29 protein-coding genes and 1 pseudogene are annotated in these 26,259 nt (G+C 58.5%); 1 reads left to right on the top strand and 29 read right to left on the bottom strand.

Annotation, left to right across the window (positions count from 1 at the left end):
- Window positions 1–68: 68 nt before the first annotated feature.
- The 15 genes from E2I15_RS34040 to E2I15_RS33970 form a co-directional block, all read right to left on the bottom strand.
- The gene (locus tag E2I15_RS34040; RefSeq protein ID WP_137479511.1) at window positions 69–416 is read right to left on the bottom strand and encodes a (2Fe-2S) ferredoxin domain-containing protein; all 348 of its coding nucleotides are present in this window, start codon (window positions 414–416) and stop codon (window positions 69–71) included.
- A 946-nt stretch (window positions 417–1,362) separates the two neighbouring features.
- A complete protein-coding gene (locus E2I15_RS34035; RefSeq protein WP_137479512.1) occupies window positions 1,363–1,809 on the bottom strand; it encodes a Rieske (2Fe-2S) protein in 447 nt (148 codons plus the stop codon).
- A 20-nt stretch (window positions 1,810–1,829) separates the two neighbouring features.
- Window positions 1,830–2,051 (bottom strand): hypothetical protein, encoded by a 222-nt coding sequence (locus E2I15_RS34030; protein ID WP_137479513.1) that lies wholly within the window; start codon window positions 2,049–2,051, stop codon window positions 1,830–1,832.
- A 234-nt stretch (window positions 2,052–2,285) separates the two neighbouring features.
- Window positions 2,286–3,440 (bottom strand): DegT/DnrJ/EryC1/StrS family aminotransferase, encoded by a 1,155-nt coding sequence (locus E2I15_RS34025; protein ID WP_137479562.1) that lies wholly within the window; start codon window positions 3,438–3,440, stop codon window positions 2,286–2,288.
- Window positions 3,441–3,484: 44 nt separating this feature from the next.
- Complete coding sequence (locus tag E2I15_RS34020; RefSeq protein WP_137479514.1) at window positions 3,485–3,754, bottom strand: DUF6129 family protein; 270 nt, start codon at window positions 3,752–3,754, stop codon at window positions 3,485–3,487.
- Between the two features lie 32 nt (window positions 3,755–3,786).
- Window positions 3,787–4,146: a DUF3024 domain-containing protein gene (locus tag E2I15_RS34015; protein ID WP_137479515.1), complete on the bottom strand. Its 360-nt coding sequence runs from the start codon at window positions 4,144–4,146 to the stop codon at window positions 3,787–3,789.
- Window positions 4,147–4,161: 15 nt separating this feature from the next.
- Window positions 4,162–4,401, bottom strand: coding sequence for a nitrogen fixation protein NifZ (locus tag E2I15_RS34010; protein WP_137479516.1), 240 nt, complete (start codon window positions 4,399–4,401; stop codon window positions 4,162–4,164).
- Complete coding sequence (locus E2I15_RS34005) at window positions 4,398–4,718, bottom strand: nitrogen fixation protein NifZ (RefSeq protein ID WP_137479517.1); 321 nt, start codon at window positions 4,716–4,718, stop codon at window positions 4,398–4,400. The genes E2I15_RS34010 and E2I15_RS34005 overlap by 4 nt, the downstream gene beginning before the upstream one ends.
- Window positions 4,719–5,229: 511 nt before the next feature.
- Window positions 5,230–5,454 (bottom strand): 4Fe-4S binding protein, encoded by a 225-nt coding sequence (locus tag E2I15_RS34000; RefSeq protein ID WP_137479518.1) that lies wholly within the window; start codon window positions 5,452–5,454, stop codon window positions 5,230–5,232.
- A gap of 8 nt (window positions 5,455–5,462) precedes the next feature.
- The gene (gene nifB / locus E2I15_RS33995; RefSeq protein WP_137479519.1) at window positions 5,463–7,022 is read right to left on the bottom strand and encodes a nitrogenase cofactor biosynthesis protein NifB; all 1,560 of its coding nucleotides are present in this window, start codon (window positions 7,020–7,022) and stop codon (window positions 5,463–5,465) included.
- Window positions 7,023–7,343: 321 nt separating this feature from the next.
- Window positions 7,344–8,207 carry an SIR2 family NAD-dependent protein deacylase gene (locus E2I15_RS33990; protein ID WP_137479520.1) on the bottom strand — a complete coding sequence of 288 codons (864 nt, stop codon included), beginning with the start codon at window positions 8,205–8,207 and terminating at the stop codon, window positions 7,344–7,346.
- Window positions 8,204–8,428, bottom strand: a complete 225-nt coding sequence (gene nifT / locus E2I15_RS33985; protein ID WP_137479521.1) for a putative nitrogen fixation protein NifT — start codon at window positions 8,426–8,428, stop codon at window positions 8,204–8,206. The genes E2I15_RS33990 and nifT overlap by 4 nt, the downstream gene beginning before the upstream one ends.
- A complete protein-coding gene (gene nifS, locus E2I15_RS33980; protein ID WP_137479522.1) occupies window positions 8,425–9,618 on the bottom strand; it encodes a cysteine desulfurase NifS in 1,194 nt (397 codons plus the stop codon). Before nifS ends, nifT begins: the two co-directional genes overlap by 4 nt.
- Before the next feature lie 15 nt (window positions 9,619–9,633).
- The gene (locus E2I15_RS33975; RefSeq protein ID WP_137479523.1) at window positions 9,634–9,912 is read right to left on the bottom strand and encodes a NifU family protein; all 279 of its coding nucleotides are present in this window, start codon (window positions 9,910–9,912) and stop codon (window positions 9,634–9,636) included.
- A gap of 19 nt (window positions 9,913–9,931) precedes the next feature.
- The gene (locus E2I15_RS33970; protein WP_137479524.1) at window positions 9,932–10,252 is read right to left on the bottom strand and encodes a HesB/IscA family protein; all 321 of its coding nucleotides are present in this window, start codon (window positions 10,250–10,252) and stop codon (window positions 9,932–9,934) included.
- A 271-nt stretch (window positions 10,253–10,523) separates the two neighbouring features.
- Here E2I15_RS33970 and E2I15_RS33965 point away from each other — a divergent pair, with 271 nt between their 5' ends.
- On the top strand, window positions 10,524–11,114 hold the full coding sequence (locus tag E2I15_RS33965; RefSeq protein ID WP_137479525.1) for a hypothetical protein: 591 nt from the start codon (window positions 10,524–10,526) through the stop codon (window positions 11,112–11,114).
- Here the strand turns inward: E2I15_RS33965 and E2I15_RS33960 are convergent.
- From E2I15_RS33960 to sufB, 14 genes and pseudogenes are all read right to left on the bottom strand, one after another.
- A pseudogene (locus tag E2I15_RS33960) lies at window positions 11,064–11,517 on the bottom strand (Rieske (2Fe-2S) protein). The gene E2I15_RS33965 and the pseudogene E2I15_RS33960 overlap by 51 nt on opposite strands.
- Before the next feature lie 768 nt (window positions 11,518–12,285).
- Complete coding sequence (locus E2I15_RS33955) at window positions 12,286–13,134, bottom strand: host specificity protein (RefSeq protein ID WP_246668139.1); 849 nt, start codon at window positions 13,132–13,134, stop codon at window positions 12,286–12,288.
- Between the two features lie 578 nt (window positions 13,135–13,712).
- Window positions 13,713–14,012 carry a ferredoxin III, nif-specific gene (fdxB, locus tag E2I15_RS33950; RefSeq protein ID WP_137479526.1) on the bottom strand — a complete coding sequence of 100 codons (300 nt, stop codon included), beginning with the start codon at window positions 14,010–14,012 and terminating at the stop codon, window positions 13,713–13,715.
- 13 nt (window positions 14,013–14,025) lie between these two features.
- A complete protein-coding gene (locus E2I15_RS33945; RefSeq protein WP_137479527.1) occupies window positions 14,026–14,226 on the bottom strand; it encodes a CCE_0567 family metalloprotein in 201 nt (66 codons plus the stop codon).
- Window positions 14,227–14,234: 8 nt separating this feature from the next.
- Entirely contained in the window at window positions 14,235–14,705 is a 471-nt protein-coding gene (locus E2I15_RS33940) for a NifX-associated nitrogen fixation protein (RefSeq protein ID WP_137479528.1), read from the bottom strand.
- A gap of 6 nt (window positions 14,706–14,711) precedes the next feature.
- Entirely contained in the window at window positions 14,712–15,107 is a 396-nt protein-coding gene (nifX, locus tag E2I15_RS33935; protein ID WP_137479529.1) for a nitrogen fixation protein NifX, read from the bottom strand.
- Entirely contained in the window at window positions 15,104–16,504 is a 1,401-nt protein-coding gene (gene nifN / locus E2I15_RS33930) for a nitrogenase iron-molybdenum cofactor biosynthesis protein NifN (RefSeq protein WP_137479530.1), read from the bottom strand. Before nifN ends, nifX begins: the two co-directional genes overlap by 4 nt.
- A gap of 9 nt (window positions 16,505–16,513) precedes the next feature.
- Window positions 16,514–18,160, bottom strand: coding sequence for a nitrogenase iron-molybdenum cofactor biosynthesis protein NifE (gene nifE / locus E2I15_RS33925; protein WP_137479531.1), 1,647 nt, complete (start codon window positions 18,158–18,160; stop codon window positions 16,514–16,516).
- Between the two features lie 96 nt (window positions 18,161–18,256).
- Window positions 18,257–19,813: a nitrogenase molybdenum-iron protein subunit beta gene (nifK, locus tag E2I15_RS33920; protein ID WP_137479532.1), complete on the bottom strand. Its 1,557-nt coding sequence runs from the start codon at window positions 19,811–19,813 to the stop codon at window positions 18,257–18,259.
- An 87-nt stretch (window positions 19,814–19,900) separates the two neighbouring features.
- Window positions 19,901–21,403, bottom strand: a complete 1,503-nt coding sequence (gene nifD, locus E2I15_RS33915) for a nitrogenase molybdenum-iron protein alpha chain (RefSeq protein ID WP_137479533.1) — start codon at window positions 21,401–21,403, stop codon at window positions 19,901–19,903.
- A 475-nt stretch (window positions 21,404–21,878) separates the two neighbouring features.
- Entirely contained in the window at window positions 21,879–23,126 is a 1,248-nt protein-coding gene (locus E2I15_RS33910) for a cysteine desulfurase (RefSeq protein ID WP_137479534.1), read from the bottom strand.
- A complete protein-coding gene (gene sufD, locus E2I15_RS33905) occupies window positions 23,123–24,445 on the bottom strand; it encodes a Fe-S cluster assembly protein SufD (RefSeq protein ID WP_137479535.1) in 1,323 nt (440 codons plus the stop codon). Before sufD ends, E2I15_RS33910 begins: the two co-directional genes overlap by 4 nt.
- A 19-nt stretch (window positions 24,446–24,464) precedes the next feature.
- Window positions 24,465–25,217 (bottom strand): Fe-S cluster assembly ATPase SufC, encoded by a 753-nt coding sequence (gene sufC / locus E2I15_RS33900; protein ID WP_137479536.1) that lies wholly within the window; start codon window positions 25,215–25,217, stop codon window positions 24,465–24,467.
- 70 nt (window positions 25,218–25,287) lie between these two features.
- The coding region (gene sufB, locus E2I15_RS33895) for a Fe-S cluster assembly protein SufB (RefSeq protein WP_155262722.1) at window positions 25,288–26,259 on the bottom strand (972 nt) is incomplete at its 5' end.

Here is a 26,259-nt window from a genome sequence, read left to right as displayed (position 1 = left end):
TGCCAGCTATTTGGCGGATAGGCCATCGATGTTTGATACAAAGGGCGAGCGGCGCTCAAGCGACACCTTTAGCTTCGCCTCAGCACCATCACCAGGCGATCGACACGTTTGCCCTGCTTGAGATGAGAGTCTACGATTTCATCAACGTCCTCGGGCGTGGTGGCGCGATACCAGATTCCGTCTGGATAGACGACCATCAAAGGACCGGAGTTACAAAAGCCAAGGCAGCCCGTCACCGTGAAGCCGACATCAGTGAGGCCTTGCGCTTCGATCGCCTTGCCCATCCGATCCCAGAGGGCCTGCGCCCCAGAGGCGCCGCAACTGCCGTGTGGATGATTTTGCGGACGCTGCGTGTTGCAGGCAAAGACATGATGCCTATAGAGTTGAGGAAGCTCGAATTCGGTTTCTGCGTGCATGCGCCTATCCTGATATCAACGGCCTCCATCGTCTGAAAAGAGACAAGATCCGAGCGCATCCGTCCCGAACAACCTGCTCTTCAGTCGAACGCCGCATCGACCAATTGATCCTGTTAATTCTTACTCCAGCTTGCGAAAGCGGGGCAACATACCGACGATGATCGCTGACGATCAGCGATACTCGGCATCTAGAATAGCCTCCTTGATCAGTTTCAACCTCGCGGGTGTCTCCTTCCGCATTACTTGCGCAACCATCCAACTTCTCCAAGCAAGTTCCGCACCAGATGCGTAGCGCTCATTTCGTCAGCGATCTCATTCTTCGCTCCGGCGCGACTGACAATTATGCCGAGGTCGCAACAATGTCGCCCTCCCCTGTTCCCTTCGTGACATATGGCGCATCGCGTTTGACACTCTCCCGCTTCAGCATTTCGCGTTGCGCAGTTCGTACGCACAATAGCCGGACCACGCCAACGCGCCAGTTCGCGCATTCGACCTTGGCCGCCGCCACCGGCTGACTATGGTGCGGCACTCGCTAAGGGCATCGCATGAACGGAAGCTTGGCATTGCAATTGCTACGCCCGCCTCGGCGGTCGTCCAAGAATTGTGACACAGGATCGTCATTCCTCCAGACCAAACGGTCCTGTCAGTCTGGGTCCCCCCATTTCAACCAGCCCAGACGATGCCCTCGGCGTAACCGCCGAGGGCATTTTCCTTCTTAAAGACATCGTATCCAGCAGCGGCAATGGCCTGCTGGCTCGATTTGGTGCGCTAGCGCCAAAGCAGCTCTTAGGTGCCGCGAAGGTCGCGGTCGCACGAGGCTCGTCTGTTCGCCTCTCAACTTCATAAGCATTGACGCGCGTCCGCATCAGCACTCACTGGCGCGATGGAATTATTCGGCGATAACGCGCCGGAGACAACTTGAGCAACAGCCAAAGTGAGACGCCCGTTAATCGGGATGGATCGTTATGTCCATGGTTTCGTCGCTGTCCTCGAACGGGTCGGAAAACCGGTCATCCTCAAGTAGCTTGATGCCACACAGGCAGACGTCACCTTCGAGGACGGCGAGTGCGACCGGCTCAAGTGTTTGTCCAGTGCAGGGACCATCGATGCACAGCCCAGTGTCGATCTCAAATCTCGCACCGTGCCGTGCGCATCTGAGAAAGGAGCGATCGGAGGAGAAGAACTCACCGGAGCCGATGTTGAGCCATAAGCTGTCATGCGGACAACGATTGACGTACCCTAGATAGTCGTCGTCAAAAGTGCGAACCACAACAATTGGAAACGGCCGGCTCTCGCCGCTGTCGTCTACCTGCGACAAGCTAAAGGCCCTGGCGCCACAGCGCTCGATGGCATCGGCCGGACAGACGGCGAACACCTCGATCTGATCACACATCGGGCCGACTATCCCTTTGCTTATCCAGGCCTCGCAGCTTTCTGCTTGAAAGCTTCGACAGAAGCCCGGGCCAGCCGAAAAACGCCGCGACCACGAGCGAGCGGCCGATAGGTCGAGCCGGCATGGGTATTGAGGACATCAAACCATTGGTTCGGCGTGAGCTTCGCCGGGCGCTCGCTGATTTGGATCACTCTCCCGTTCGGAGCGAAGCGGACGTGAATGATGACCTGTTGGGAAGTCATGGTAACCCCTATTTGGCCGACTTTAATGACCCGAGCCGAAACTGAGGATCTCTGTTGTGACATGCTCTGTTTCCGGCAGTTTGGCGTGGCCTCGAACCGCGGCTCGCTACTTTCGAGCAGGTCTTCTTCGTGCTCACGGCCCCCCTCGGTCGCCCCGCTCATCTCGCGCGACGTCGCAAAGTAGAATCATCGCCATTCAATCGTCGTCTTTCGATGTGGTGGATGACGCGCATCTCAGTAGATCGCTGCCCCTGCGCCCACGTTGATCGATGCATCTTTCACGGCCTCGACAATGAACTCGATCTTGTCGTTCGTGAGATGGGTGTGAAACGGCAGCGCCAGGGCGCGATCGGCGATCTTTTCGGAAACCAGGAAATCGCCGCGTCGATAGCCGAGCTCGAAGTAGTGGCGTTGCAAGTGCAGCGGATGGCTATAGGCGACGGCTTCAATTTGGGCAACGCGCAGATCATCGACGATGGCATCGCGGCCGGACCGCGTGAAGCGTGTTCCGAGATGGACGAGATAGAGCAACCAATTCACCTCGGTCACATGGGGACCAACATAAGGCGGCTTGATGCCCTCAAATGATTGCATATGCGCGTTGTAGAGCTGCTCCACCAGCCGACGACGCTCCAGGATTTCATCGAGACGCTTGAGCTGCACCAGCCCCAAGGCTGCCGTGAGATCGCTCATGCCGGCTTGGTATGGTGCTGCGGCACCGACGATAACGGAGGAGCGTTCGTCCAGGCGGTGGGCGCGATAGCGACGCAAGCCAACCGCGACGTCGATATCGTCCGTTACCACCATTGCGCCTTCGCCACAACTTAGGGCCAAGGGCTGGGCAAAGTCGAAGACCGCCAGGTCGCCAAACCGGCCGACGAGCTCGCCCTTGTAGCGCGATCCGATTGCTTCGGTGGAATCCTCTAGAAGCGCCAGATGATGGCGCTGCGCGATCGCCCGCAGTTCCGACCACGGCGCGGGATGGCCGTTGGGATTGCCGGCGACAATCGCCCGCGTGTGGGCCGTGATGCGCTCTTCGGCTTTATCTGGGACCAAAGTTCCCGACCAATAGTCGATGTCGGCAAATACCGCCCGTGCGCCCGCAAGACCGATCGCATGGATCGTCTCGCGGAGGGAATAGGGCGAAGCGATGACTTCCTGCCCTGGCCCGATGCCGAGCGCCTTGAGCGCAAGCAGCAGCCCCATGGTGCCGCTCGAGACCGCAACGGCATATTTGCGGCCAAGATAGGCTGCAAAAGCGTGCTCGAACGCCTCAGTGGCCCACCCATTGGAGATCTGCGGCGAGCACAGAACCGTTTCCACGGCGGAGAGCTCGGCGAAGGTGATATCGGGATCGGACAATGGAATGAAGGACGTATTTGCCTCCATCCTGTCCGCACCATCAAGCCGATGCGCTGCCAGTTCAATCTTGCTCACCGCGCAACATTCCTTCTTGCCAACACGATGCCGATCGCCCGCTTCGGATCGGCCGTAATCTGCACGCAGTGATCCGACCCGTCGAGCAAATGCAGGTCGAAACGAGGAAACCGCCTGAACGGCTGATCCGTCACATCCGACGCATCGCAGCGAACGCATGCAAGCTGCGGAAAGCGGCGCCGCAGCTCGACAAGGGGGCCCGTGTCCGCGCCATCGACAGCAAGCAGCCGTTCGATTTCAATCAATTCCTCCGCAGTAAGCGCCATCATGGCTCCTCTAGGACTCCCCAAGGTGGTCGTCATTGCCAGAACAGGCGCTCCGGGTCCGAGTTCAACTCATCGATTGCTGAAGTCAAGCGGTGGTAAAGGCTGTAAAATTCCCAGATCCCTTGCACGTGGTTCTTGCAAAACAGCTTCCAGACGCCACTCACGGCGTCGTAAAGAATCAGCGCGACATCAATGAGACCACCATCCTGGTCGATATTGCGCGAGCAACAGGGACTCTCGACCAGATAGCCACCCCTCACTGGCGTCACGTTCGGCGAGACATACAGATATCGCTTGCGCGAGCTCAATCCGCGCTCGATTCGCTTGCGATCGAGCTCGTTTGGGTGAGGAACCAACCCGGTCTTTACCTTCCTCATCAGCGCGGCAGTCATCGCGAAAGCCCCCCTTCAGAGCACCGTGATTTCTTCTTCAAAACAGCCAATGAGCCGTTGCACACCAAAATCGACCGTATAGATCGGCACGTCGGCTTCGGTATGGATAGCGACCCTGACGATCTCGCCGGCTGCTCCGGCGCCGAGCACGATCCCGTCGGGTTCCGTATTGGGAAAAGAGCCATCGTTGATGAGGTCGACCGCCGCTTTAACGCGTTGGCCCCGCCGATATTTCGGAAAGCGGCCCTCAGTCATGACACAGCCTCTTCCGGCAATGGCAACTCATCGATCTCCTCGTACGCGTCCACCGACTCAAGCTCCTTTCGCTTCATGCCAACGCGGTAGCCACGTTCGATAAACTCGACGCCGTAGATGTAGAATTGCTGCAGGAACGTTCCGATCGAAACGACGTAACCCACCTCTCCCTTCCTGACCAAAACCTCACCAATCTCTTTGCCGGGAAAGGTTCCATCATTACGGATTGTGCGATTGGCACGCACCTTTTCGCTAAAGCTGAAGACAGGCGGCCCGCTGAGCTCGACGACGTCGCTATCGCGAACGATTTTATTCATGCAGCGCTCCCTCATGGACACGCAGGGCCGCTGCTGTACCAGCGCAAGCGAGGTCCTGCATCGATTTGTCCTCGTTCTCAAAGACATCTGATCGATTCACCAGCGGCAATTCCGCACGCCATTTCAAGGCGGACATGCCGGTCAAGACCGCGCTGCGGAGCAGTTAGTACCCTCGGCAACAGTCCCTGCATATTCTCGAACCGCGCGGAGGCGTTCGGGTTGTTCACCATGGCTAACGGCCACTCATTGTGGACACTCTTGCCAAAATGTGGCGGCACTCGACCTCCGCATCGCTCAACAATCGGTCGATAAACTGCGGCGCGCAACGGCGCGATCAACTTCATTGTCCTGGCCGGCCAGCATCGGCGTCGTTCCCTCGCCACAAGCGAAGATCCGGGCCCAGACGGCGAGGCTGCGATGGGGCTCGCTTCGCAGTCGCAGGCGCGTGGGCGCATTCCTGAGCACGGTTCGCATCATCAAGCGGCGGCAATCCGTTCACGGGGCTCACCCTTTAGGCTGGCGCCTGGTAGCGCGCCAAGGATGTGTCAACGACGCAGGTATTGTCGACCGGACAGGCGGCGACACATTGTGGCTCGTCGAAATAGCCAATGCATTCGGTACATTTTGCCGGCTCAATGATGAAGCTCCCCGCCTTCTCAGAAATTGCAACGTTCGGGCACAAGGGTTCACAGGCTGAGCAGCTCGTACACCGCGAAGCAATGATCTTGAATGGCACATCCCCTCCTACGCCGCAGAGATCACGGCTCCCTGCCGAATCGACGCGTCGCCGCGCTTCGCGTGCTGGATCTCACCGCTTTTCACCCGGCCGAGATAGGACCGGAACCAGGAGATCGCCGACTTCTCGAACAACTCATGCGCGTATTGATCAACCGGCTCGATTCCGGCCTTGATCAGATTGCTTTTCGGACTGCCGCCGATTTTGGCCACGAACACCGCATGGCAGTCATTGATGCCGCGAACGATGGTCGAAAGCCTATCCTCATCCCCATCACCACCTTGGCAGTAGACGTCCACGCGGCGGTGGCCGACGAATTTTGCGCCGGATGTGGAAAGTTCGTAGACTTGGAATTCCCTCGCATGTCCAAAGTGCTCGTTGATCAGCCCGGCGCCTTTGGTTGCGACTGCCACCAGAAGCGTGATCTCGCTCACCTCTCCGGCCAATTCACCGAGCTCCTCTTTGCTGGCCGCAGCCTTGGCTGCACGCTCATCCTCTACCCGGTCCTGGTAAGCCTTGCGCATCTTGAGGTCGTATTTGACGTCCATCTTCATGACTTGGTCGGTCGTAAACTCTGCGCTGCGATCTTCTCCGAGTAGACCCACGGCATCGGCACGGCACTGACGGCAGTGACGCATCATGTTTATCTCCCCTTCGCAAGCATCTTGCAGCGCCTTCAATTCCTGCGCTGTCGGCCCGCGCTGACCATTGAGGCCGAACACTGTGCCGTATTCGGGTGCAGAGATCAGCGGCATGATATTGTGGAGGAAGGCGCCGCGCGACTTCACCGCCTTGTTTACTTCGACCAAGTGATCGTCGTTGATATGCGGGATCATCACAGAGTTGACCTTACACAGTATCCCCCGTTCGCTAAGCATCTCCAGGCCTAGCAGCTGACGATCGGCAAGTACCCTTGCCGCGTCGAGGCCGGTATAGCGCCTGTGGTTGAAGAAGACCCAGGGATAGATCTTGGCGCCGATTTCGGGATCGATCATGTTGATGGTGATCGTGACATGGGCAATCTTGGACTTGGCGATGACGTCAACATAATCTGGCAGGCTCAGCCCATTGGTTGATAGACACAGCTTGATGTCCGGAACCGCTTTGGCGACAAGTTCGAACGTCTTGAACGTCTTTTCAGGATTGGCCAGCGGATCGCCGGGACCGGCGATGCCAAGCACGGTCATCTGGGGGATAGTGGCCGCGACCGCAAGCGCTCTCTTCACCGCCTGCTCCGGCGTGAGCTTCTCGCTCACCACGCCCGGACGTGATTCGTTGGCGCAGTCGTATTTGCGGTTGCAGTAGTTGCACTGGATGTTGCAGGCTGGCGCTACTGCGACGTGCATGCGGGCGTAATGATGATGCGCCTCTTCGCTGTAGCAGGGATGGTTCTTCACTTTTTCCCAGATCTCGGTCGGCAGATCGTCTCGCCCCGCCCGCGAGCCGCAACTCGCCTGCCCGGAGTTGGACGAGGTGCGGCAGCCCTTATGCTCAGCGGCCGGCTGCACAATCTTGCTGGCACCTACCGCAGCTTTGGCACATTTTCCGCGCCCGACGACCGCGTTCATCTCCCATGTCTCCCTGCAGGCAATCATCGACTTCCCAGGACCAGCCCCGAGAGAGCCTCAGCAAGAGCAGTAGCAACTCACATGCCATGGTAGGTCGACGCAATTGCAGCATGCGCCAAACGGTTAGCTAGAACATCAACGCTAACGGATGCAAGAACAGCAACGATGCGCGTGTTTGAAAGGCAACAATTACGTCGTATTTCTGCCGCCGAGCTCCACGGCGGTGCATTCATTCAAACTCCAAGCATGCGCGTCGGCCCTGATGCGATGCGGCATCTCACAATAGGCCGATGCAAGCTGGCGATGCGGCTTTGCAACGTGCTAATGGGTGAGTAGTATCTCGACTGCGCGAGGCAATCCAATCGCAAGCGGCGTCAGGCCCTGCTCGCGCAGAAAGCGAAACTCATTGCGTGAGAGGGCATCTAGATCAACGATCGCATAGTGGTTTCCGGCTGAACGCTTGATGATTTGCCGGGCGTAGCTACGCAACAGCTGGTCGTTGAACCGACAGCCGATGAAGAGAAAGCTCTGTCCGATCCGCCTTTCCTTGATGATGTCCGGAATCGGTGTCTGGATATCGATTTCGGTCAGCACCTCGACATAGTCAGCGTCGGAGATCAGGAAGTTCTTTGCCGGCTGCACACCGCCATGCGGCTTGTACAGCACCGTCGCCCAGCCGTCCGCCACGACACCGTCGACCTGGCGGCCAACCGGGTCGTAAAAACGATACCAACGATTCTCGCCAATGCTGGCGCGGGTGATACCCTGAACTTCGCCCCATCCCTCGCACTTTTCCAACGCCCCGCGCATCGCGCTATCATACCATGTGTCGACTATGATGGGCAGCGACAGAGACGCAAGATGATCGTGCAAGGCCGTCGGCTCAACCGGCCGAGCGAAGGCCTGCGCCATCAATGCCGTCACGGTGGAGCGATGTTTGCTGATTTCGATGTGCTGCGCCGCGGCCCATGCATTGCCCTTGGCCCGCCGCGGCAGTGCAACCTTGCTGGCGAAGAAAGCAGATAACGCCTCGGGTGTCGTCGGCACATCGGGTCTGGACAGTTCGGCAAGGCCAGGACCGATATAGGGAACAATGCTAGCGGCCCTCAGCCCGGCAGCGACGTCCGCGAGAATGGCCTTAGCATCGGTCGCGTTGACAAAATCGATCTGCACGGGCGCATTCACGGGTCGTCACCGTTTTCGCCTCGTTTCTTGGCATTGATTGTTACCGGCAAGCGCGTATCGCTCGCCATCTGCGGCAAATCGAGCACCCAGCCATTGGCTATTTTTATCCAGCCGCCCCATAGCGTCTCGTGCTCGGATTCCACGATCGGCTCTTCAAGATCCTTTTTCGGCACATAGATCGATAGGCCCGCGTCCGGAGCGCGGCGGATCATGATCTTCACGAGCTCGACTCCGTCGACTGCCGCGCATAGCTGGCCAGACTGGCCGATCCCCGCAAATTGGCGCGCAGGCGAGCCACGATGTCCGATAGTACGCACACGACCTCATCGACCTCCTCAACAGAGGTTTCACGCGACAGAGAAAAGCGCACCGCGCCGCGTATGCTCCGCGCCGGCACCTGCATGGCGCGTAGAACATGCGATGGCTCCATTGAGCCGGACCTGCAGGCTGCCCCCAGCGACACGGCAATACCCGCACGATTGAGATGATGGACGATTGCTTCGCCTTCAAGATCATCGAACACGATATTGGCCGTGTTCGATAGCCGGTTGCCAGCATCGCCGAGCACCGCGCACTCGCCATTGTGCAAAATCCCCTGCTCCAGGCGGTCGCGCAACGCTGCAATGCGAACACGCTCCGGCTCGAGCCGCTCCACCGCCAGCTCCGCAGCTTTTCCAAGACCAACGATGCCGGGGATATTCTCAGTACCGCCGCGGCGCCGACGTTCCTGTGATCCACCCCAGATCAGCGGCCGGAATTTTGTCCCTTTGCGCAGATAGAGCGCGCCAATCCCTTTTGGGCCATGCAGCTTGTGCGCTGAAAGCGACAGCATATCGATCGCACTGTCCTTCAGGTCGACGCGTACCTTACCGACGGCCTGGACCGCATCTGTGTGAAACAGCGCGCCTGCCTCACGGGTCAGGCCGGCCAGAAACTCCACAGGAAAAATCGTACCGGTCTCGTTATTGGCCCACATCGTCGAGACGATCGCCGTGCGGGGCCCGAGCGCGCAGCGAAACGCCTGGATGTCGAGCCGGCCGCGGGAATCTACCGGCACAATATGTATCTTGACGCCTTTCGGCGCCAATTGCTCGATCAGCGAAAGGATGGCGGAGTGCTCAACCGAGGTGGTGACGATCTCGTCACGGCCTTCCTGGCTCGCAAGCGCCGAGAGGATGGCGGCATTATTTGCTTCGGTCCCACCGGAGGTAAAAACGATCTCATGATCGTGCGCATTCCCCAACAGATCCTGCAAGCTACGGCGCGCCTGCTTCAGCGCGATTGCGGCCTCGCCGCCAAAGGCGTGGCCGGATGAGGCATTGCCGAATCGCTCGGTGAAGTAAGGCAACATTGCTTGCACGACGGACGGATCGGTCCGCGTCGTGGCGTTGTTATCGAGATAAATCGGCACCTGCCCCCCTCAATCTCATGCCTTGGCTGCGGCAGCAGCCGGGACGAAGCGGACGAATCCGCCGAGCCTCTCGACAAGCCACGCCTGAATGCCTTCCAGCACCCCGCTCGAAAGCTCGCACAATGCGCGGGCACCAAGGCTGACCATGATCCTGCTGCCACCGATCCCGATCAGTCGACTGCTGCCGCCGCGTTGCAGAATGGGTCGGATCTCCTCGAGCACGGCGCGAATGCGCAGCTCTCGGCCTTGCGCGACGGCCTGCAATCGCCTGAGTTGCTCTGATTCGGCCAGCATGCTTGATGTCTCTTCCATATCAGGTGAACGATTTTCCGCAGGAGCAGCTCGAGGTGGCGTTCGGGTTGTGAAAGGTAAAGCCTGGGCTCTCCAGCGCCATCACGAAGTCGATGGTTGTTCCGACCAGATGTTGATGGCTCCTGTTGTCGACAAACACCTTCAGGTCACCGCACTCGATCACTTTGTCGTCGGGCTTCGGTTCCTCGGCCAGTCCCATCGTGTATTTGAACCCGTTGCAGCCGCCTGCTTCGACCATAATACGCAGGCCGCTTGCTGGCTGGGTCGATGATGAAATCGCACTCTTGACCGCGTTCACCGCGCTGTCCGTCAGGTTGATCATGGCTAATCCTTCATCTGCTTAGGACTGTCCGCTTATGGCAAGTCATGTGCCAGCGTTCAGGGGGTTGATGATGCTAGCCTTTTCGGATCGTGCCTGTTTGCTTTGGAACTCGTGTCGAATTCCCGACAAAGCTGCTTGAGCCAGTCGGAGCCGATTTACGGTTTCCTTCCGAGCTACGCCGCAGACCGCTGCGCAGGGGCGGCAAGCAATTTGCATTGCATCTCGCACCGGCCAGAGCGTCGGTGAAACGCTTAGATCGAGGACAACTTTAATGACCGCAATCGAGAACACCGCACTCGGCAGACTTGAGAAGGAGGGACGGCTGCTCAATGCCGTATTCAAAGGCGGGACCATTAAACCTGGCCGGTTCGGCTTTCGCGGCGACGTCGCATTGAAATTCCAAACCCAGGTCGCGGACGAAAAGCGGCCACCGGACTATTCGATCGAACAAGTCTTAACGATCGCGCAGGACGGCGATCGAACCATTCCGGTGCTGGCCGGCTATCTGCATTCGTTCGCGTATCTTGCCGACGTTGCAGGCGTGCTGGACGGCGCGTTAAGTCCCGACGGCAGCTACTTCATGTTCTGCAACAACATAGATTTACTTGCGAAATACCGAGTCAGGCTTGGCGACGCCACTTTCCACGTCCTGCCGTGCGACGAGTCCACAGTTTGGAAGGAGATGATGGACCTGGTCGGGATCAACAAGGACGACATCAAGAAGCTCGATCCAGGTGGCAAGCTGGATTACCTGCTCGATGCGGCAAAGAATCTGGAGCTGTCCTATGACGAGATCTCGTATGAAGATGGGCTAAAGAGGATGGAACCCGTGAAGAATCGCAACGAAAATCGGCCGGTCTGAGCGCAGGCGTCGTTCATCAAAGAGCGCATCGTCTTCAACAAGACGCACGCCGGCGACACAGATATCACCATCCCGAACTGTCAAGGCGATCGGCGTGAGCGCTCTGCCTTGCACGGACCTTCGACGCACCGGCCAGTGCCAAGTTCGAAGGTCGATCCGTGTTTACCGCACATCATCCGGGCGCCGTACGGATCGACGAACTCGTTCGGCTCCCAGTCCAAATTAACGCCGTTGTGCGGGCATCTATTGAGATAACCGAGCACCGTCTTGCCCCAGCGCACCACAACGATAGACCACGGCCGGTGATTGCCATCGTGATCGACGATCTAGGACGAAATCCCATGGCCCGGCGGCTTGGAATGTCGCTAAGACTGCAAATCGCGTAAATGGCGGCTGACTGCATTCATTGCTCGTCGATTACGCGACACGCTTCGTATCGCCGTGCGTCAATCATGCAAGAACCGTAGGAGCGCGCCAGATCGGCTCCGCATTGTAGCAATCAACACGCACAAGCTTGCCTGTACAACAACTCGCTCGCGTTGATGTATGATGAGACGAATCCCGCGCAAGCATTGAGTCTCTCCGCCTTTCGACGGTTGCACTTTCGCCAAAGCCAGATGAGTCGCATCGCACTGCGGAATGGTGCGGCTGTCTACGGTATGTGACGAAGCACACCGTCTCTTTGCATTCTCGATCTTCGCATGCGCATAGATGTGCTCGCGTTTGCGGGGCCCGCGCAGCTTGACTGATGAGAATGATGCATTCCAACCAAGACCGGAGAAAATGCAGGAACTGCTGAATGCTGCGCAGGACGCCTCACTGACCGCCAGCTAAATCGAGGGCGACGATGCAAATGTTCACCTCTAGGTGGGTCCACCGCCTACCTGGTCGCAGGATCGCCTTGATAAGGCGGCGTTGCCCCTCGGCGGCATACACCAAAATCGATGTAACAACGCAGCGTGCCTCGTTGCTGCGGTCCGATCTAATAGATGGCAGCGAGACACGCCCAAAAGTCGGCGTGCTCGCTGTTGGCGGTAACCCGGGTCACCGCAAAATTCATCCTTAGGCGCACACCGGGATCGTGCGCCTCCTCAAGCCAGGGCCTTCGCTGGCGCACGCAATCCACGAAACGCCAACCATTTCCTGCCGGCTACCGCGACTTGCGGCTACTCTACTCTGTGTGCAGCCCCGCAAGGGCGCGCTCCAAGTAGTATTCTGCGCAGTCATCTTCGTCAGAAGAGTCGAACTGGTGAGCCGCTCGGGTAGCGCTATCACCATCCCCTGCCTTGGTGAGGTACTTCGTAGGCTTGCCTACTCGCTGCCACTCGTCGTTCTCATTCTTGGTCCACACTTCCGGATGCTGGTGAGGATCAAGCACCCAATGGTCTCGCCCCACGTGAACAAAGCCCATTTCCGCCAGGCGGGGTTCCATTCCGCCTAAGGCCGGCTTCGACAAGATCAACGGGTCAGCGCCGTTGCGCGCATCGATTCTCAGTTGATGTTCCAGCAGAATATCGCCCGCATTCTCGACCAGGGGATGTGTCACCCGAAGGTCTACCACAGACGTCAGATCGTTGCGGCCAAACTGGTTCCGGAAGGCATCTCCTTTGATCCGAACCGGACCTCCCATTCTTAAGAGGCCGACCGTTTCCTCACCCAATTTATAGCTGAAAAATTTCGCTGGTTTGGACGGATCATCGTAGGTATGGAGATAGCTTCCAGCGACCGTTGCTGCGCGCTCAGCTTTCTTAGATACGAAATCCGAGTACTCTTCCCGGCCACTTGCGATGCTCTGGATATCCGAACCCAGAAATCTCCTCAGTCCGGCATTGAAGGCAGAGCGATTGATCTCGGAAATGGGCGGATCGGATTCCAGAGAGTATCGCGCCGGCGACGCCCCACTTGAACCGACGCCTGCAACCGTTTCCGCAAAATGCGAGCTCTCCCCCGCCTCTCCGGCCTCATCAGCTTGGCTGGCGCCTGTGGACGGGCTCGATGAGCCAACGATTCTGCTATACATCAGATCGCTCTCCTATCGGCAAATTTGCACGCTGTCGAGCTCGTGCCGCGCAAGCTCTGCCGATTAGAATACACAGCCTAGCTTACCGCAAGCTGACCCCGATTGCGCAAAGCCTCTGTCCGCCTCGCACGCTACGACCAGGCGCTCTGCGCGCATTCGCCGCACGCGCTACTCACTGCATTCGGTGAGCGTGCGTTCCGTCTATTGACGATGGTCCATCCCTCAAGGACTGGCCGCCCATCGCCACACGCACCATCGCCGATCATCAGAGCACTTGCAGACCGTGGGTTTGACCAGACACTCGCACACGTCTATCGAGGGCCGGCCCGGCCTTACGCTTTCATTTTCCGGTTCTGTGCTTTTAGTCGCGTGCTGCCGATGTCGACCATTTCGTGACGCGCTGTTGCGCTCCCCGCCGTCCGGTCCAGCGGCATCATCGGGCCGCGTCAGGTCGTCTAAGCCATCGAGACTATCAGCGCAGGCCGGCCTAATCGCCCGGTCCGGATTGTACGCGATCAGCGATGGCTCTCGCCCGCTACATGCATCACGCCTCCGCTGGCAGAGGCCGGTCCTTCGGCTCACGCAGCTTCGGCTGCGGCTGATCCGTGGGTCTGGCAATTGGCGGGACAAACCCTGGTGCAGGCGCCGCAGCCGATGCAGGCACCCTGATCATTCAAAACCATGATCTTCTTTTCTATTTCATCGTCATCGTCATTGTCGAGGTCGACAAGTTCGCCACTTTCGTTGATCCCCCTCAACGTCATGACATCTCGACCGCACACCTTGAAACACCGGCCACAGCCGATGCACTTGTTGGCATCTATCGAGATCAAGTAGTCCGGCGTCCAGTCGCGGCCATCACGCGTTGCAAATGACATGAATCGGCCTCCTCTAGTTAACTTCCAGCGCTTTCAAGTCATGGCTCTTGCGTTCGAGTGCGGCATAGGCATCATACGCCTTCTGCGCCACCACCATGATCGATGTCCAGTTGATGGGAAGTTCTTCCGAAAGGTCGTGCAGATCCATTTTGGCTTGGAGCGCTTTGGCCGAAAGTTTCTTTAGCTCCGCTTTCAGTAGTTCACGATCGCTCATGAATGACCTCAATAGTTTGCCACATCCGGAAATTTCCGAATCAAGTCGATTCCGCCCCTGACATATTTGTCACCCTCCTGCGCGAGCTTTGCGAGGTTATCGAAGCCGAAGCGATGCACATCGCGCAGCTGCTTGTTCACGGCGATCAGCCGACCCCCGATCAGCACGATGCGGCCAAAGCCCTCATGATGCATCTTCAGCATCGGCTGGATCATCACGCCGGTGGCCCTCTCGATCGAGAGTGCGACTGCATTGAAGAACAGCTCCAGCCGCCACAGCGTGTCGGGATCAGGATCTCCGACAATCGGCAGTGCCCGTCGCTTCTCCTTGCCCAAGATATAGGATTCAAGCAGCGCGACATCGCTCTTGGCCTCCCAGGCTCCGTTGGTATCCTGAGCGCGCCATATCTTGACCAGCTCCTTGAGGAACGGGGAATCGGGGGCCTCGCCCTGCTGCGCCATTTCTACGGCCTCGGTCATCTCACCTCATTCGTCGAACTCGAATGTGCGCCTTTGGTCCTTCGCCAAGGCCTTGCGTAGCCACGGCGGCGGCGTGCCCTTCAATACGCGCTCGAGCTTTTCGAGCAGCTCTAGGATGTTTTCTGGCTTGTTCACCTTGATAGGATGGATGTTGTTGGCCACCACGCGCGCAGCGCCGGCACCGCCGATGGCGGCAACGTACAGGATTGCGCAATCCTTGATCGCCTCGATCTTCGGCGCCAGCTTGTCGTCGTTGCCGTCTTCCTTGAGATCTCCCTCGAACTCAACCGCTTTGAGAAACACGTGCCCGCTTGGCGCGACATCGTAGATAGCGATATTCTTTGCCCAACCAAAATGGGCGTCGACGCGTCTTAGGTCTTGCGTGGCGAATGCGACCTTCATGCAGTCGACCTCTCAGCTGCACTACGGTGGCCCGACATTAGCGGCAGTGCCGCCGAAGGCCTCCATCTATCGGGCGTCGGCTGATGATTCTCCTCGCGGTCCGCGATCACAAGATTGGCGATATCAAAGATCAGATCGCGCGTACCCCGATAACCGACGGATAGTTGGTGCCCTGCACCAAGCCGATCGAACATCGGAAAACCGGCTCGATAGAACGGGATTTTCAGCCGAGCCGCCGCCTGCCTGCCATGCGAATGCGTAATCAGCAGGTCGCAATGCTTTGTTCTGGCTAGCTCTTCCAGATCCTCAAGATCGCCGATCAGCACCTCCTCGGTCTTTACCCGCTCGATCACCGCCGACTGCGTGGTCGTCACGGCCGCGCTCACCTGCGCACCCATCTCGTGCAGCGTACTGGACAGGTCGAACAGCAGATCTGGCTCGGCTGCGATTGCAAGTTTGCGACCGCCAATATGGAAGTGCGCGTCTAGCATTGCGTCGGTGAGCTGGCCGCGCTGGCGCCGATATTTCGATGGCACGGGGCGACCGCTGATCTCGCTCAGAAAAGTCATGAATTCGTCGTTCGGGCCGAGACCGCATAGCCGTTCGAACAGTCGAAATGGCACGCCTGTCCTGGCCTGCATGACCTCTGCTGCTCGCCGCATCTGCCCACCTATTGCGATAGTCCACCCTGCGCGGCCCATGCTTGCGATTTCGTCCACGCTGATGCCGCCGATGGTCGTTGGGGTAAAGTCATCAGGGATATGTCCATCGAGCGACCCCGCCAGATCAGGCAGGAAGGACGGCCGCAACCCAAAATCCTCCAGGATGGCACGGAGTTCATCAAGATCACCCGGCGTGAGGTGGCATCCTGGAAGAACATTCACCCTCGATGGATCGCGCAGGCCATTGACGTTTGGCCCTTCCACCAGCAACTCCACAATGCTCGCCACGGCTTTCTCCCAGCCGTCCTGGAACGCCCCCTTGAAATCAGGCGTCGAAACATAGACCAGCGGTAATTTCGCAAGCTGCGGATGCTTGCCCCGGATCAGCTTGAGGTAGGCATCGACATCGTCTCCATTGGTCTCGGTGACACCGGTCGAGCAGATTCCGATGATCTTTGGCTTGGTACGATTGTAGATATTGATTATCGCCTGCTCGAGATTGTCATAGCCGCCGAGCACGGTCGCGACCTCGCTCATCGCAGTGGTCTGCAGCGGTACAGCCTCCTTGAAATGCCGCACGAAGAGGGTGAGCCCAAAGGAGGTGCAACCTTGTGAGCCGTGCAAAAGCGGCATCGCCCCGCTTAGCCCCATGAACGCAAATGCGCCGCCGATCGGCTGGCTCATCTTCAACGGGTTAACCGCGCATGCTTTTGTCGGCAACGTCGCGATGGCCATGACACCTTCCTATTCTGCGGCCTGCAGCCCGGCGGGCGGCGCGGACGCCAGGACGTCCTCGATGCGTCGCTTGCAGCAGCCACCGACGGCATTGGTGTGATTTCTGACTGCCTCGACGCTCTTCAGGCCATGCGCGTAGATCGCATCTTCGATCGTGCCGAGATCGACCGTGTTGCAGGAGCAGATCTTTCTCGCGCGCCGCGCCGCTTCGGCTAGCGCCGGATCGCGCGCGATCGCCGCCACCGGCGATTGCATATGCACCATCGCCTTGGCCAAAGCCTCCCATGGCGCCGGTCGACGTAGCTGGTCCCACATCGGGTTAGAGAGCGACTTATCGATCTCCTCCACCAGCTTGACCATTCCGACATAGCCCATAAAGGCGTGGCAACGCTCCTGGTTGACATCGAGCCAGGGCATCGCCGCCTTCAGTGCAACGAACTGCGATTTGCCGCCCGAGAGCATGATGTCCGCCTTGGCGTCCTTCAGCATTCTGTACATTTCGCGCGGCGTCATATCCTCGATCATGTGGGCATCTTGCCCCATGAGCAGCTTGATGCGTTCCTTGTCCTCCCTCGTCGACTTCTTCACACTGGTTCCGACCATTTCGAGGCCGGCTTCCTGTAGCGCCGCAACGACCGACCATGACTTGACACCGCCGGTAATCAATAAAGCCTTCTTGCCTTTGAATCGTGGCTTGTACGGCTCGATCGCAGCCCACGCTCTCGCCTCCTCGCGTGCGATCACCGCTTCGGTGCGCCCGAGCAGCTCTTGCGGCGCGCCACGTTCAACCAATAGGCGGGCAATCTGGCGCAGCGAATCGCTCGAATCCTGAATACCGTAGAACGACCCTTCGAAGAACGGGATCCCATAGCGTTCCTCCATCTTGCGTGCGACGTTGACCATGGCCTTCGAGCACACCAGCATCGCCGCCCGTGCGCGATGGGATGAAGCAACCTCGCGATATTTGCCATCGCCCGAGATGCAAGACAGAATCCGGATGCCAAGCTCTTCGAACAACGGCTTTACCTGCCAGAGCTCTCCCGAGAGATTAAATTCTCCGATCAGGTTGACATCGTACGGTGTGGCGTAGTCCGGTTCCTGCGTTCCGATTACATAGTCGAGCAAGGCTTCGCCGGCGAGCTTGTTACCGAGGTTCTTGGAACCAACGAACCCCGGGGAATTGATCGGAATCACCGGCTTGCCGAACCTTTGAGACGCCGCCTTGCAGACCGCGCTGATATCGTCGCCGATCATGGCCGGGATGCAGGTCTGATAGACGAAGATTGCGGGCGGGTCGTGCTTGTCGATGATCTCCTTGATCGCTTTGCAGAGCCGCTTCTCGCCCCCAAATACGATATCGGTTTCGCTCATATCGGTTGTGAATGCCGTGCGCCACAGACTAGAGCCGGAGGACGCCGCGCCGCGATTGTCCCAAGAATTGCCTTCGCATGCGATCGGACCATGCACGAGGTGAGCAACGTCGGTAAAGGGCTGCAGCGCAATCTTGGCGCCGTCGAAGGCACACCCGCCCGCAGCGCTGCCCGGCTGCAGTTGCTTGGTGCAACCCTTCTTGCGCTCAGCCTCCGACTTACTGCCATTCTTGGCGCAGCCCGGCTCGCTGAAGATATCCTGGACCGTGGCCACTAGCGAACTCATCAGCTTTTTCCTCTCAACGAAAGCAACTCTCTGCCGACCATCTTGCGCGCGTGCCATCGGCGAGTGTTCCGGCGATGGCACGCGCACTCTCCGCCATCAACGAATGATGTCGAAGCTATAGTCGGTCTTGCCAAGAACATTGGTCTTCTTGTCGATTTCATCGAAGATCTTATCGAGGATCTTCACCAGTACATTCAGGCCGCCCTGATAGCCCCACACGGGGGAGCGGTGATGGTGATGCCGATCAAAAATTGGAAACCCGATTCGGATCAGTGGCGTTCCAGTGTCCCGTTCCAGATACTTGCCGTGTGTATTGCCAATCAGAAAGTCAACCGGCTCCGTGAACAGGAGCGAGCGCATGTGCCAGAGGTCCCGCCCCGGATAGGCTTGGCAGGCCTGACCAAATGGCGAGCTTGCAAACAGCGCCTGCATTTTTTCCTGCCACGCCTTGTTGCCATTGGTGGACAGCACATGGGTCGGTTCGGCGCCGAGTTCGAGCAGAAAGGCAGCCAACCCATAGCAGAGATCCGGATCGCCATAGATCGCGAACTTCTTGCCATGGATATGCGCGCTGGAGTCCGCGATGGCATCAACCAAGCGGCCACGCTCTCGCGCGAGCTCCTCCGGAATCTCCTTGCCGCTGATGCGTGATAACGCCACGAGAAAATCATCCGTTGCGGACACACCTACCGGGTAATTGAAAGACACGACGTCCTGGCCATGCTCGGACACGAACGGCAGCGTTTTTTCCGTACACCATTGCTGCATGGAGATTGTCGCCCTGGCGTGAATCGCGTTCGCGGCTTCTTCCAGCGTGGTGCCGCCGTCATACATCCGGAACTCGCCATCGGTCGGGGTATCGAAGACTTCAGAGTTATCGGCGAGAACCGTATGCTCGATGCCCATCAATGCCAGGATTCGCTTGATCTCGCGAAGGTTTCCAACGGTATTGCCATCAAAGCCGCCGATGATGTTGATTGCCTCATTTGGCTTACGTTCCAGCTTCGGCGCCGTCCCGGCCTTGCCGTCCCAAAAATGCTCGAGAATGCCCTTGAGTGCATTGTCGTAGCCCGTGACGTGACTGCCGACGAACGCCGGCGTATGTGCGAACGGCACATCGAACTCTGCCGGAACCGAGCCCTTTTCCTTCGACGTCTTGATGAAGGCGTTGAGGTCATCGCCGATTACCTCAGCCATGCAGGTCGTCGAGACCGCAATCATCTTGGGTTTGTACATGTTGTAGCTGTTGGCGAGGCCGTCGATCATATTGTTCAGCCCACCGAACACAGCGGCGTCTTCCGTCATCGACGAAGACACGCAGGAACTCGGCTCCTTAAAGTGTCGCGACAGATGGCTGCGGTAATAGGCCACGCAGCCTTGCGAGCCATGGACGAAGGGCAGCGTGCCCTCAAAACCGACTGAGACGAAAACGGCGCCAAGCGGCTGGCAGGCTTTGGCCGGATTTACCGCAAGCGCCTCCCGCGCGAAATTCTTCTCGCGATATTCGGGCGTTTTCGTCCATTCCTTGATACGTTCGACCTCGGCAGGATCGCGGGGATTTTCGAACAACTTCTTGTCGGCCAGCATTTGTTGGTATTCTGGACCGCGGAACAGTTCGAGATGATCGAGCACATGTTCTGCACTCTGCGTCATGTTAGGATCCTTCACTATCGAAATTGATATCGCCCAACTCTCCGCAGAGAGCGGGATCGGTTGCTCTATTGTGGAACCAAGTGCTTGTTATTCTGCAGCCAAGAGCTTGGCTTTCGAGGCTTCCTTCCAAGGTGCCTTCATCTTCTTCCAGATCGGCGAGTTGACAGCCATGTCCATGTCGCGAGCAAAGATCGCAAAGCCGTCATAGCCGTGATATGGGCCCGAATAGTCCCAGGAATGCATCTGCCGGAACGGCACACCCATCTTTTGGAAAACGTACTTCTCCTTGATGCCCGAGCCGACCAGATCAGGCTGGAGCTTTTCGACGAAGCGCTCGAACTCATAACCGTTGACGTCGTCGTAGATGAGCGTGCTGTCCTTTACATAATGCTGGGCGGTGCGCTGATAGTCGTCGTTATGACCGAACTCGTATCCGGTTCCCACGACTTCCATGCCGAGGTCCTCGTAGGCGCCAATCACATGACGCGGACGAAGCCCGCCGACGTACAGCATCACCGTCTTGCCCTGCAGACGCGGGCGATATTTTGCGATCACGGCGTTCACCAGCGGCTGGTACTTTTCGATCACCCTCTCGGCGCCCTCCTTGATCTTGTCGTCGAAATAGCCGGCAATCTTGCGCAGCGATTCTGCGATCTTCGAAGATCCGAAGAAGTTGTACTCGCACCAGGGGATACCGAACTTCTCCTCCATATGACGCGAGATGTAGTTCATGGAACGGTAGCAATGCAGAATGTTGAGCTTTGCCTTCGGTGTCGCTTCGAGCTCGGCGAGTGAACCGTCGCCGGACCACTGTGCAATCACCCGCAGGCCCATTTCCTCCAGCAGAATTCGCGATGACCAAGCGTCGCCGCCGATATTGTAGTCACCAATGATCGCAACATCGTAGGGCGTCGGCTCGAACTTTGGTTTGCCGTCGGGGTCGAGCTTGTCGAAAATCCAATCGCGCACCGCGTCGTTGGCGATGTGGTGGCCAAGCGACTGCGACACGCCGCGAAAGCCCTCACAGCGGACAGGCACGATGGTCTTGCCGCCATATTCCTTGGATTTCGACCTTGACACGGCCTCGATGTCGTCCCCGATCAATCCGATCGGGCATTCCGATTGGATGGTCATGCCGTGGTTGAGCGGGAAAAGCTCCTGGATTTCGTCAAGGACCTTGACCAGCTTCTTGTCGCCACCGAATACGATGTCCTTCTCCTGGAAATCGGAGGTGAATTGCAGGGTCACAAAACTGTCGACGCCCGTCGTGCCAACGTAATAGTTGCGACGCGAGCCCCACGAATACTGGCCACAGCCAACCGGGCCGTGGCTGATATGGACCATGTCCTTGATCGGCCCCCAGACCACCCCCTTGGATCCTGCATAGGCGCAGCCTCTGATTGTCATCACGCCAGGTATGGATTTGATGTTGGACTTGACTCCGCAATCGGACTTACCGGCCTGGTGGACGTTGAGATGCTTGGCACGCCGCTTCGCGGTCTTCTCTGGATAGACCTTCAGCACCTCGTCGATCAGCTGTTTGTTACGAGCCCTGATTTCTGCAATGCTCTGGGTCGTGGCGAGACTCATGCTGATGTCCTTCAAGGGTTAGCGGTTGGAAGAGCTTCTTGCTGACCAAGACTTTTGCAACGAGCATGCCAGTCCATCGGGAGCGCAAAAACCAGAACAAATAGATAAAGTTAGCGCGGCTCGTCCGATGAGGCTGGTTGTTGTTGCGAACGCGACATCGCGCCTTGCGCGGAGACTTCTTCGTTGCCCCTGTTCGAAATGGAACAAGTGCCGGCTATGCGAGAAATTGCGCCGCGCAGTTATCGAAGACGCGAAGCTGCCGCCGATTGCAAGATTTTGCGATCGCGCTCGGCGGGATGGCCGCTAGCATGGACAAGCGGCTGTCTGGCGGCTCCGGCTTGCCGATACCACTATGCTGCCGGGCACGACGGATGCTTGCCTTCAGCCAAGACGATGATGGTCTTATGCATGACGTCATCGCCCGCCGGGGTCGATGCAAGCGCCCTAGCCACTTAGACGCGGCACGCTCGCCGTCTTACGAGAGCAGCTGCCGCGCCTTGATGAGCGCACCGACGAGCGTATCGATCTCTTCACGTGTGTTGTAGAGCCCGAAGGACGCACGACATGTCGCCAGAACACCGAACCGCTTGAGCAGCGGCATCGCGCAATGGGCCCCTGCCCGCACCGCCACACCTGCGCGGTCGATGACGGTGGCAATATCATGCGCATGCGCACCCTTCATATCAAAGGAGATGATCGGCCCCTTCTCGGCTGGTGTCCCGATCAAGCGCACGGAGTTGATGTCCGCCAGCTGCTGCTGAGCGTAAGCAAGCAGTGCGCTTTCGTGCTCGCAGATCTGCTTCTTGCCTATTGAATTGATGTAGTCCACAGCCGCCCCCAGACCGACCGCCTCAACGATCGGCGGCGTACCAGCCTCGAAGCGGTGCGGCGGATCACCATAGATGACGCCGGTACGGGAGACCTCACGGATCATTTCGCCCCCTCCATTGAAGGGTGGCATCAATGCCAGATGCTCAGATTTGCCATAAAGCACGCCGATGCCGGTCGGACCATAGAGTTTGTGGCCCGTCATCACGTAGAAATCGCAATCGATGTCGCAGACGTCGGCGTTCAGATGGACGCATCCTTGCGAACCATCGATCAACACCGGGATACCGCGAGCGTGAGCGATCTTCACCACCTCCTTTACCGGCAAGACGGTCCCGAGAGCATTCGACATTTGTGTGATCGCAACTATCTTGGTGCGCCGGGTCAGGAGCTGCTCAAAGGCATCCAGCAGGAAGTTGCCGTCATCATCCACTGGTGCCCATTTGATCACCGCACCGTGGCGCTCCCTGAGAAAATGCCATGGCACGATGTTGGAATGATGTTCCATCATCGAGAGAACGATCTCATCCCCCGGGGTGACGCGTTCACGGCCGAAGGTCTGGGCGACCAGATTGATTGCCTCGGTAGCGCTGCGGGTGAAGATGATCTCTTCGTTTAGACGGGCGTTCACAAATCGCGCCAGCTTGGCACGCGCGCCTTCATACGCCTCGGTCGCAGCGTTAGCGAGGTAGTGCAAACCGCGATGCACGTTGGCATATTCGCTTGAGTAGACCTGCATCATGCGGTCAAGTACCGCCCTCGGCTTCTGAGCCGAGGCGGCATTGTCGAGATAGACCAGCGGCTTGCCATAGACCGTCATGCTCAGCGCAGGAAAGTCCGCACGCAGACAGTTGACCTCGTACCTGCCATTGCTCATCGCGGGATGCACGCTCATCTCCGCGCCTGCATCCAGTGTTCAGTTTGCGCGGTCACAAAATCGCGCAGGCTCTCGGGGGCGATATCCTCAATGGCCTCGCCCAGGAATGCTCCAATTAGCAACGCCTGCGCGTCCTTCTCGGATAGACCGCGAGCACGCAGATAAAATACGAGAGCACTGTCCAGCGCACCTGACGTCGATCCATGGCCGCAACTCACGTCGTCGGCCGAGATTTCGAGTTCGGGCTTGGTGTCGGCCCGGGCCTCGTCGGACAGAAGCAGCGCTCGCGTCGTCAGCGTGGCATCCGTCTTCTGCGCGCCAGGACGAACGACAATCTGGCCTTGGAACACTGAACGGCCGCATTCGTCGATGACCGCACGGAACTTCTTCCGACTGGTGCAATGTGGCATAGCGTGATCGACGACCATTGTCGTGTCGACATGCTGCTTGTGCCTGATGAGATTGACGGCGTTCGCCGAGAGCTTGGATCCCTCGCCAGCCAGCGTCACGAATCCCTGGTAACGACTGACGGAGCCGCTGCAGGTCATGCTGAAGAGATCGAGCTTCGCTTTTGCGCCGACCGCGATGATGCCCGATGAGATATTCATCGCGTCAGCGGCGTCGGCCGCCAGTCGGATATGCGAAAGGCTCGCCTCGTCACCAACCAAGGCGATTGTCGCATCGATGGTCTGATAGCCGTTCGCGCCTTCAGCCGAGACGAAGCTCTCCACTACGGCCGCATCCGCACCTTGACCGAGCTGCAGATAGGAGCGCGTGAAGTTGGACACCAACGATCCGGTCGCGACGTGAACGATCTGAATCGGACGCCTCACCGCTTCGCCCTCAGCGATCGTAATCACCAAGCCATCGGTCGCCATTGCCGCATTGAGCGAGATCACCGCATCAGTCGTCGTCGACAGCACCAAGCCGGCCATCGCGCTGTCGGTCGTATCTTCCAGGACCTCCCGGAGCGACCGCACAACGACCCCGTCTTGCAGACTGTCCACATCGGAAAGATCCGGTGCGAATATGCCATCCACCAAGACGAGCTTGACCGCCCGATCGACTGCTGCTTGCTTAACCGACGCCGCTGCGCGCACCAGCGCAGCCGCATCGGGTCGCGGAGCGAGTGGCAGGATCGCGCCAATCAGGGTGCGCAGATCGGTGTATTTCCAAGCCTCGATGCGCCGATGCGGGAGGCCGGCACGCTCGTAGGCTTCGAACGCCCTCGCACGGATATGAGCGACGAGCCCGGAGCCAGGCAACCGTCCGTGCGCTGCGGCAAAGACATTGTCCGTTGCGCGCCCGGCGGCGGCTTTGGTCACAACCTGCTTCATCGGGAAATCTCGTGCGCGGTCACGCCGCGTCTTCGAATTGGGCGTAGCCGCAAGCCTCAAGCTCCAGCGCGAGTTCTTTTCCGCCGCTCTTTCTTACCTGCCCTTTCGACATCACGTGGACAACGTCCGGCACGATGTAGTCGAGAAGTCGCCGATAATGGGTGATTACAACCATCGCGCGTTCCGGCGAACGCAGAGCGTTGATGCCACCCGCGACAATCCGCAGCGCGTCAATGTCGAGGCCGGAATCTATCTCATCCAGGATGCACAGGCTCGGTTCGAGCAGCGCCATCTGCAATATCTCGTTGCGTTTCTTCTCGCCGCCGGAAAATCCGACATTGAGGCCGCGCTTGAGCATGCCTTGCGGTATGTCGAGCGACTTAGCAACCTCGCGAACGCGTTTTATAAAATCGGGGGTGGAGAATTCCGTTTGCGCTCGCGCCTTGCGCTGGGCGTTCAGCGCCGCGCGCAGGAAGTTCATGGTGGTCGCCCCGGGAATTTCCACCGGGTATTGGAAGGCAAGAAATACGCCCCTGGTGGCGCGCTCGTTTGCTTCCATCGCGAGCAGGTCCTCACCGTTGAATAGGATTTCGCCAGCGCTCACTTGATAGCCGGGCTTGCCGGAGATCACGTGACTGAGTGTGGACTTTCCGGAGCCGTTCGGCCCCATGATCGCATGCACCTCACCCGCATTGACTGTAAGATCGAGGCCGCGAAGAATTTCGCAGCCATCGATGCCAACATGCAAATCTCGGACTTCGAGTAGCGCCATTTTAACCTGTCCCTGAAATGAGTCATCCAGAACGCAAGCCGCAATAGCAAGGGCTCGCGGAAACGTTTAGTTACCCGACGGATCCTTCGAGCGAGATAGAGATCAACTTCTGCGCCTCCACCGCAAATTCCATCGGCAACTTTTGCAGCACGTCTTTCGCAAAACCGTTGACGACGAGGCCAATGGCCTGTTGCTCGCTCAAGCCTCTCTGCACGCAATAGAACAGCACGTCCTCGGAAATCTTCGACGTCGTCGCTTCATGCTCGAACGTCGCCGAGGAATTCTTGGCCTCGACATAGGGCACGGTGTGCGCGCCGCATTTGTCGCCGATCAGAAGCGAGTCGCAGGCGGTGTAGTTGCGCGCGCCGGTGGCCTTGCGATGGGCGCTGACCAGACCGCGATAGGTGTTCTGCGACTTGCCGGCGGCGATGCCCTTGGAGATGATCCGGCTCGACGTGTTCTTGCCGAGATGGATCATCTTGGTGCCGCTATCGACCTGCTGGAAACCGTTCGAGATTGCGATCGAGTAGAACTCGCCGCTCGAATTGTCGCCGCGCAGGATGCAGCTCGGATATTTCCAGGTGATCGCCGAACCAGTCTCGACCTGGGTCCAGGAGATCTTGGAGTTCTTGCCGCGGCAGTCGCCACGCTTGGTGACGAAATTGTAGATGCCGCCCTTGCCTTCCGAATTGCCCGGGTACCAGTTCTGCACCGTCGAATACTTGATCTCGGCGTCGTCGAGCGTGACGAGTTCGACCACGGCGGCGTGCAGCTGGTTCTCGTCGCGCTGCGGCGCGGTGCAGCCTTCGAGATAGGAGACGTAGGAGCCCTTGTCGGCGATGATCAGCGTGCGCTCGAACTGGCCGGTGTTGCGCTCATTGATGCGGAAATAGGTCGACAGCTCCATCGGGCAGCGCACGCCCGGCGGCACGTAGACGAACGAGCCGTCGGAGAAGACAGCCGAATTCAATGTCGCAAAGTAATTGTCCGAGGTCGGCACCACGGTGCCGAGATATTTCTGCACCAGTTCGGGATGCTCGCG

This window comes from Bradyrhizobium sp. BR2003, assembly GCF_009720285.1.
Classification (GTDB): Bacteria; Pseudomonadota; Alphaproteobacteria; order Rhizobiales; family Xanthobacteraceae; genus Bradyrhizobium; species Bradyrhizobium elkanii.
Note: the sequence above shows the minus strand (reverse complement) of the source record. Positions and strands in the feature narration are given on the sequence as shown.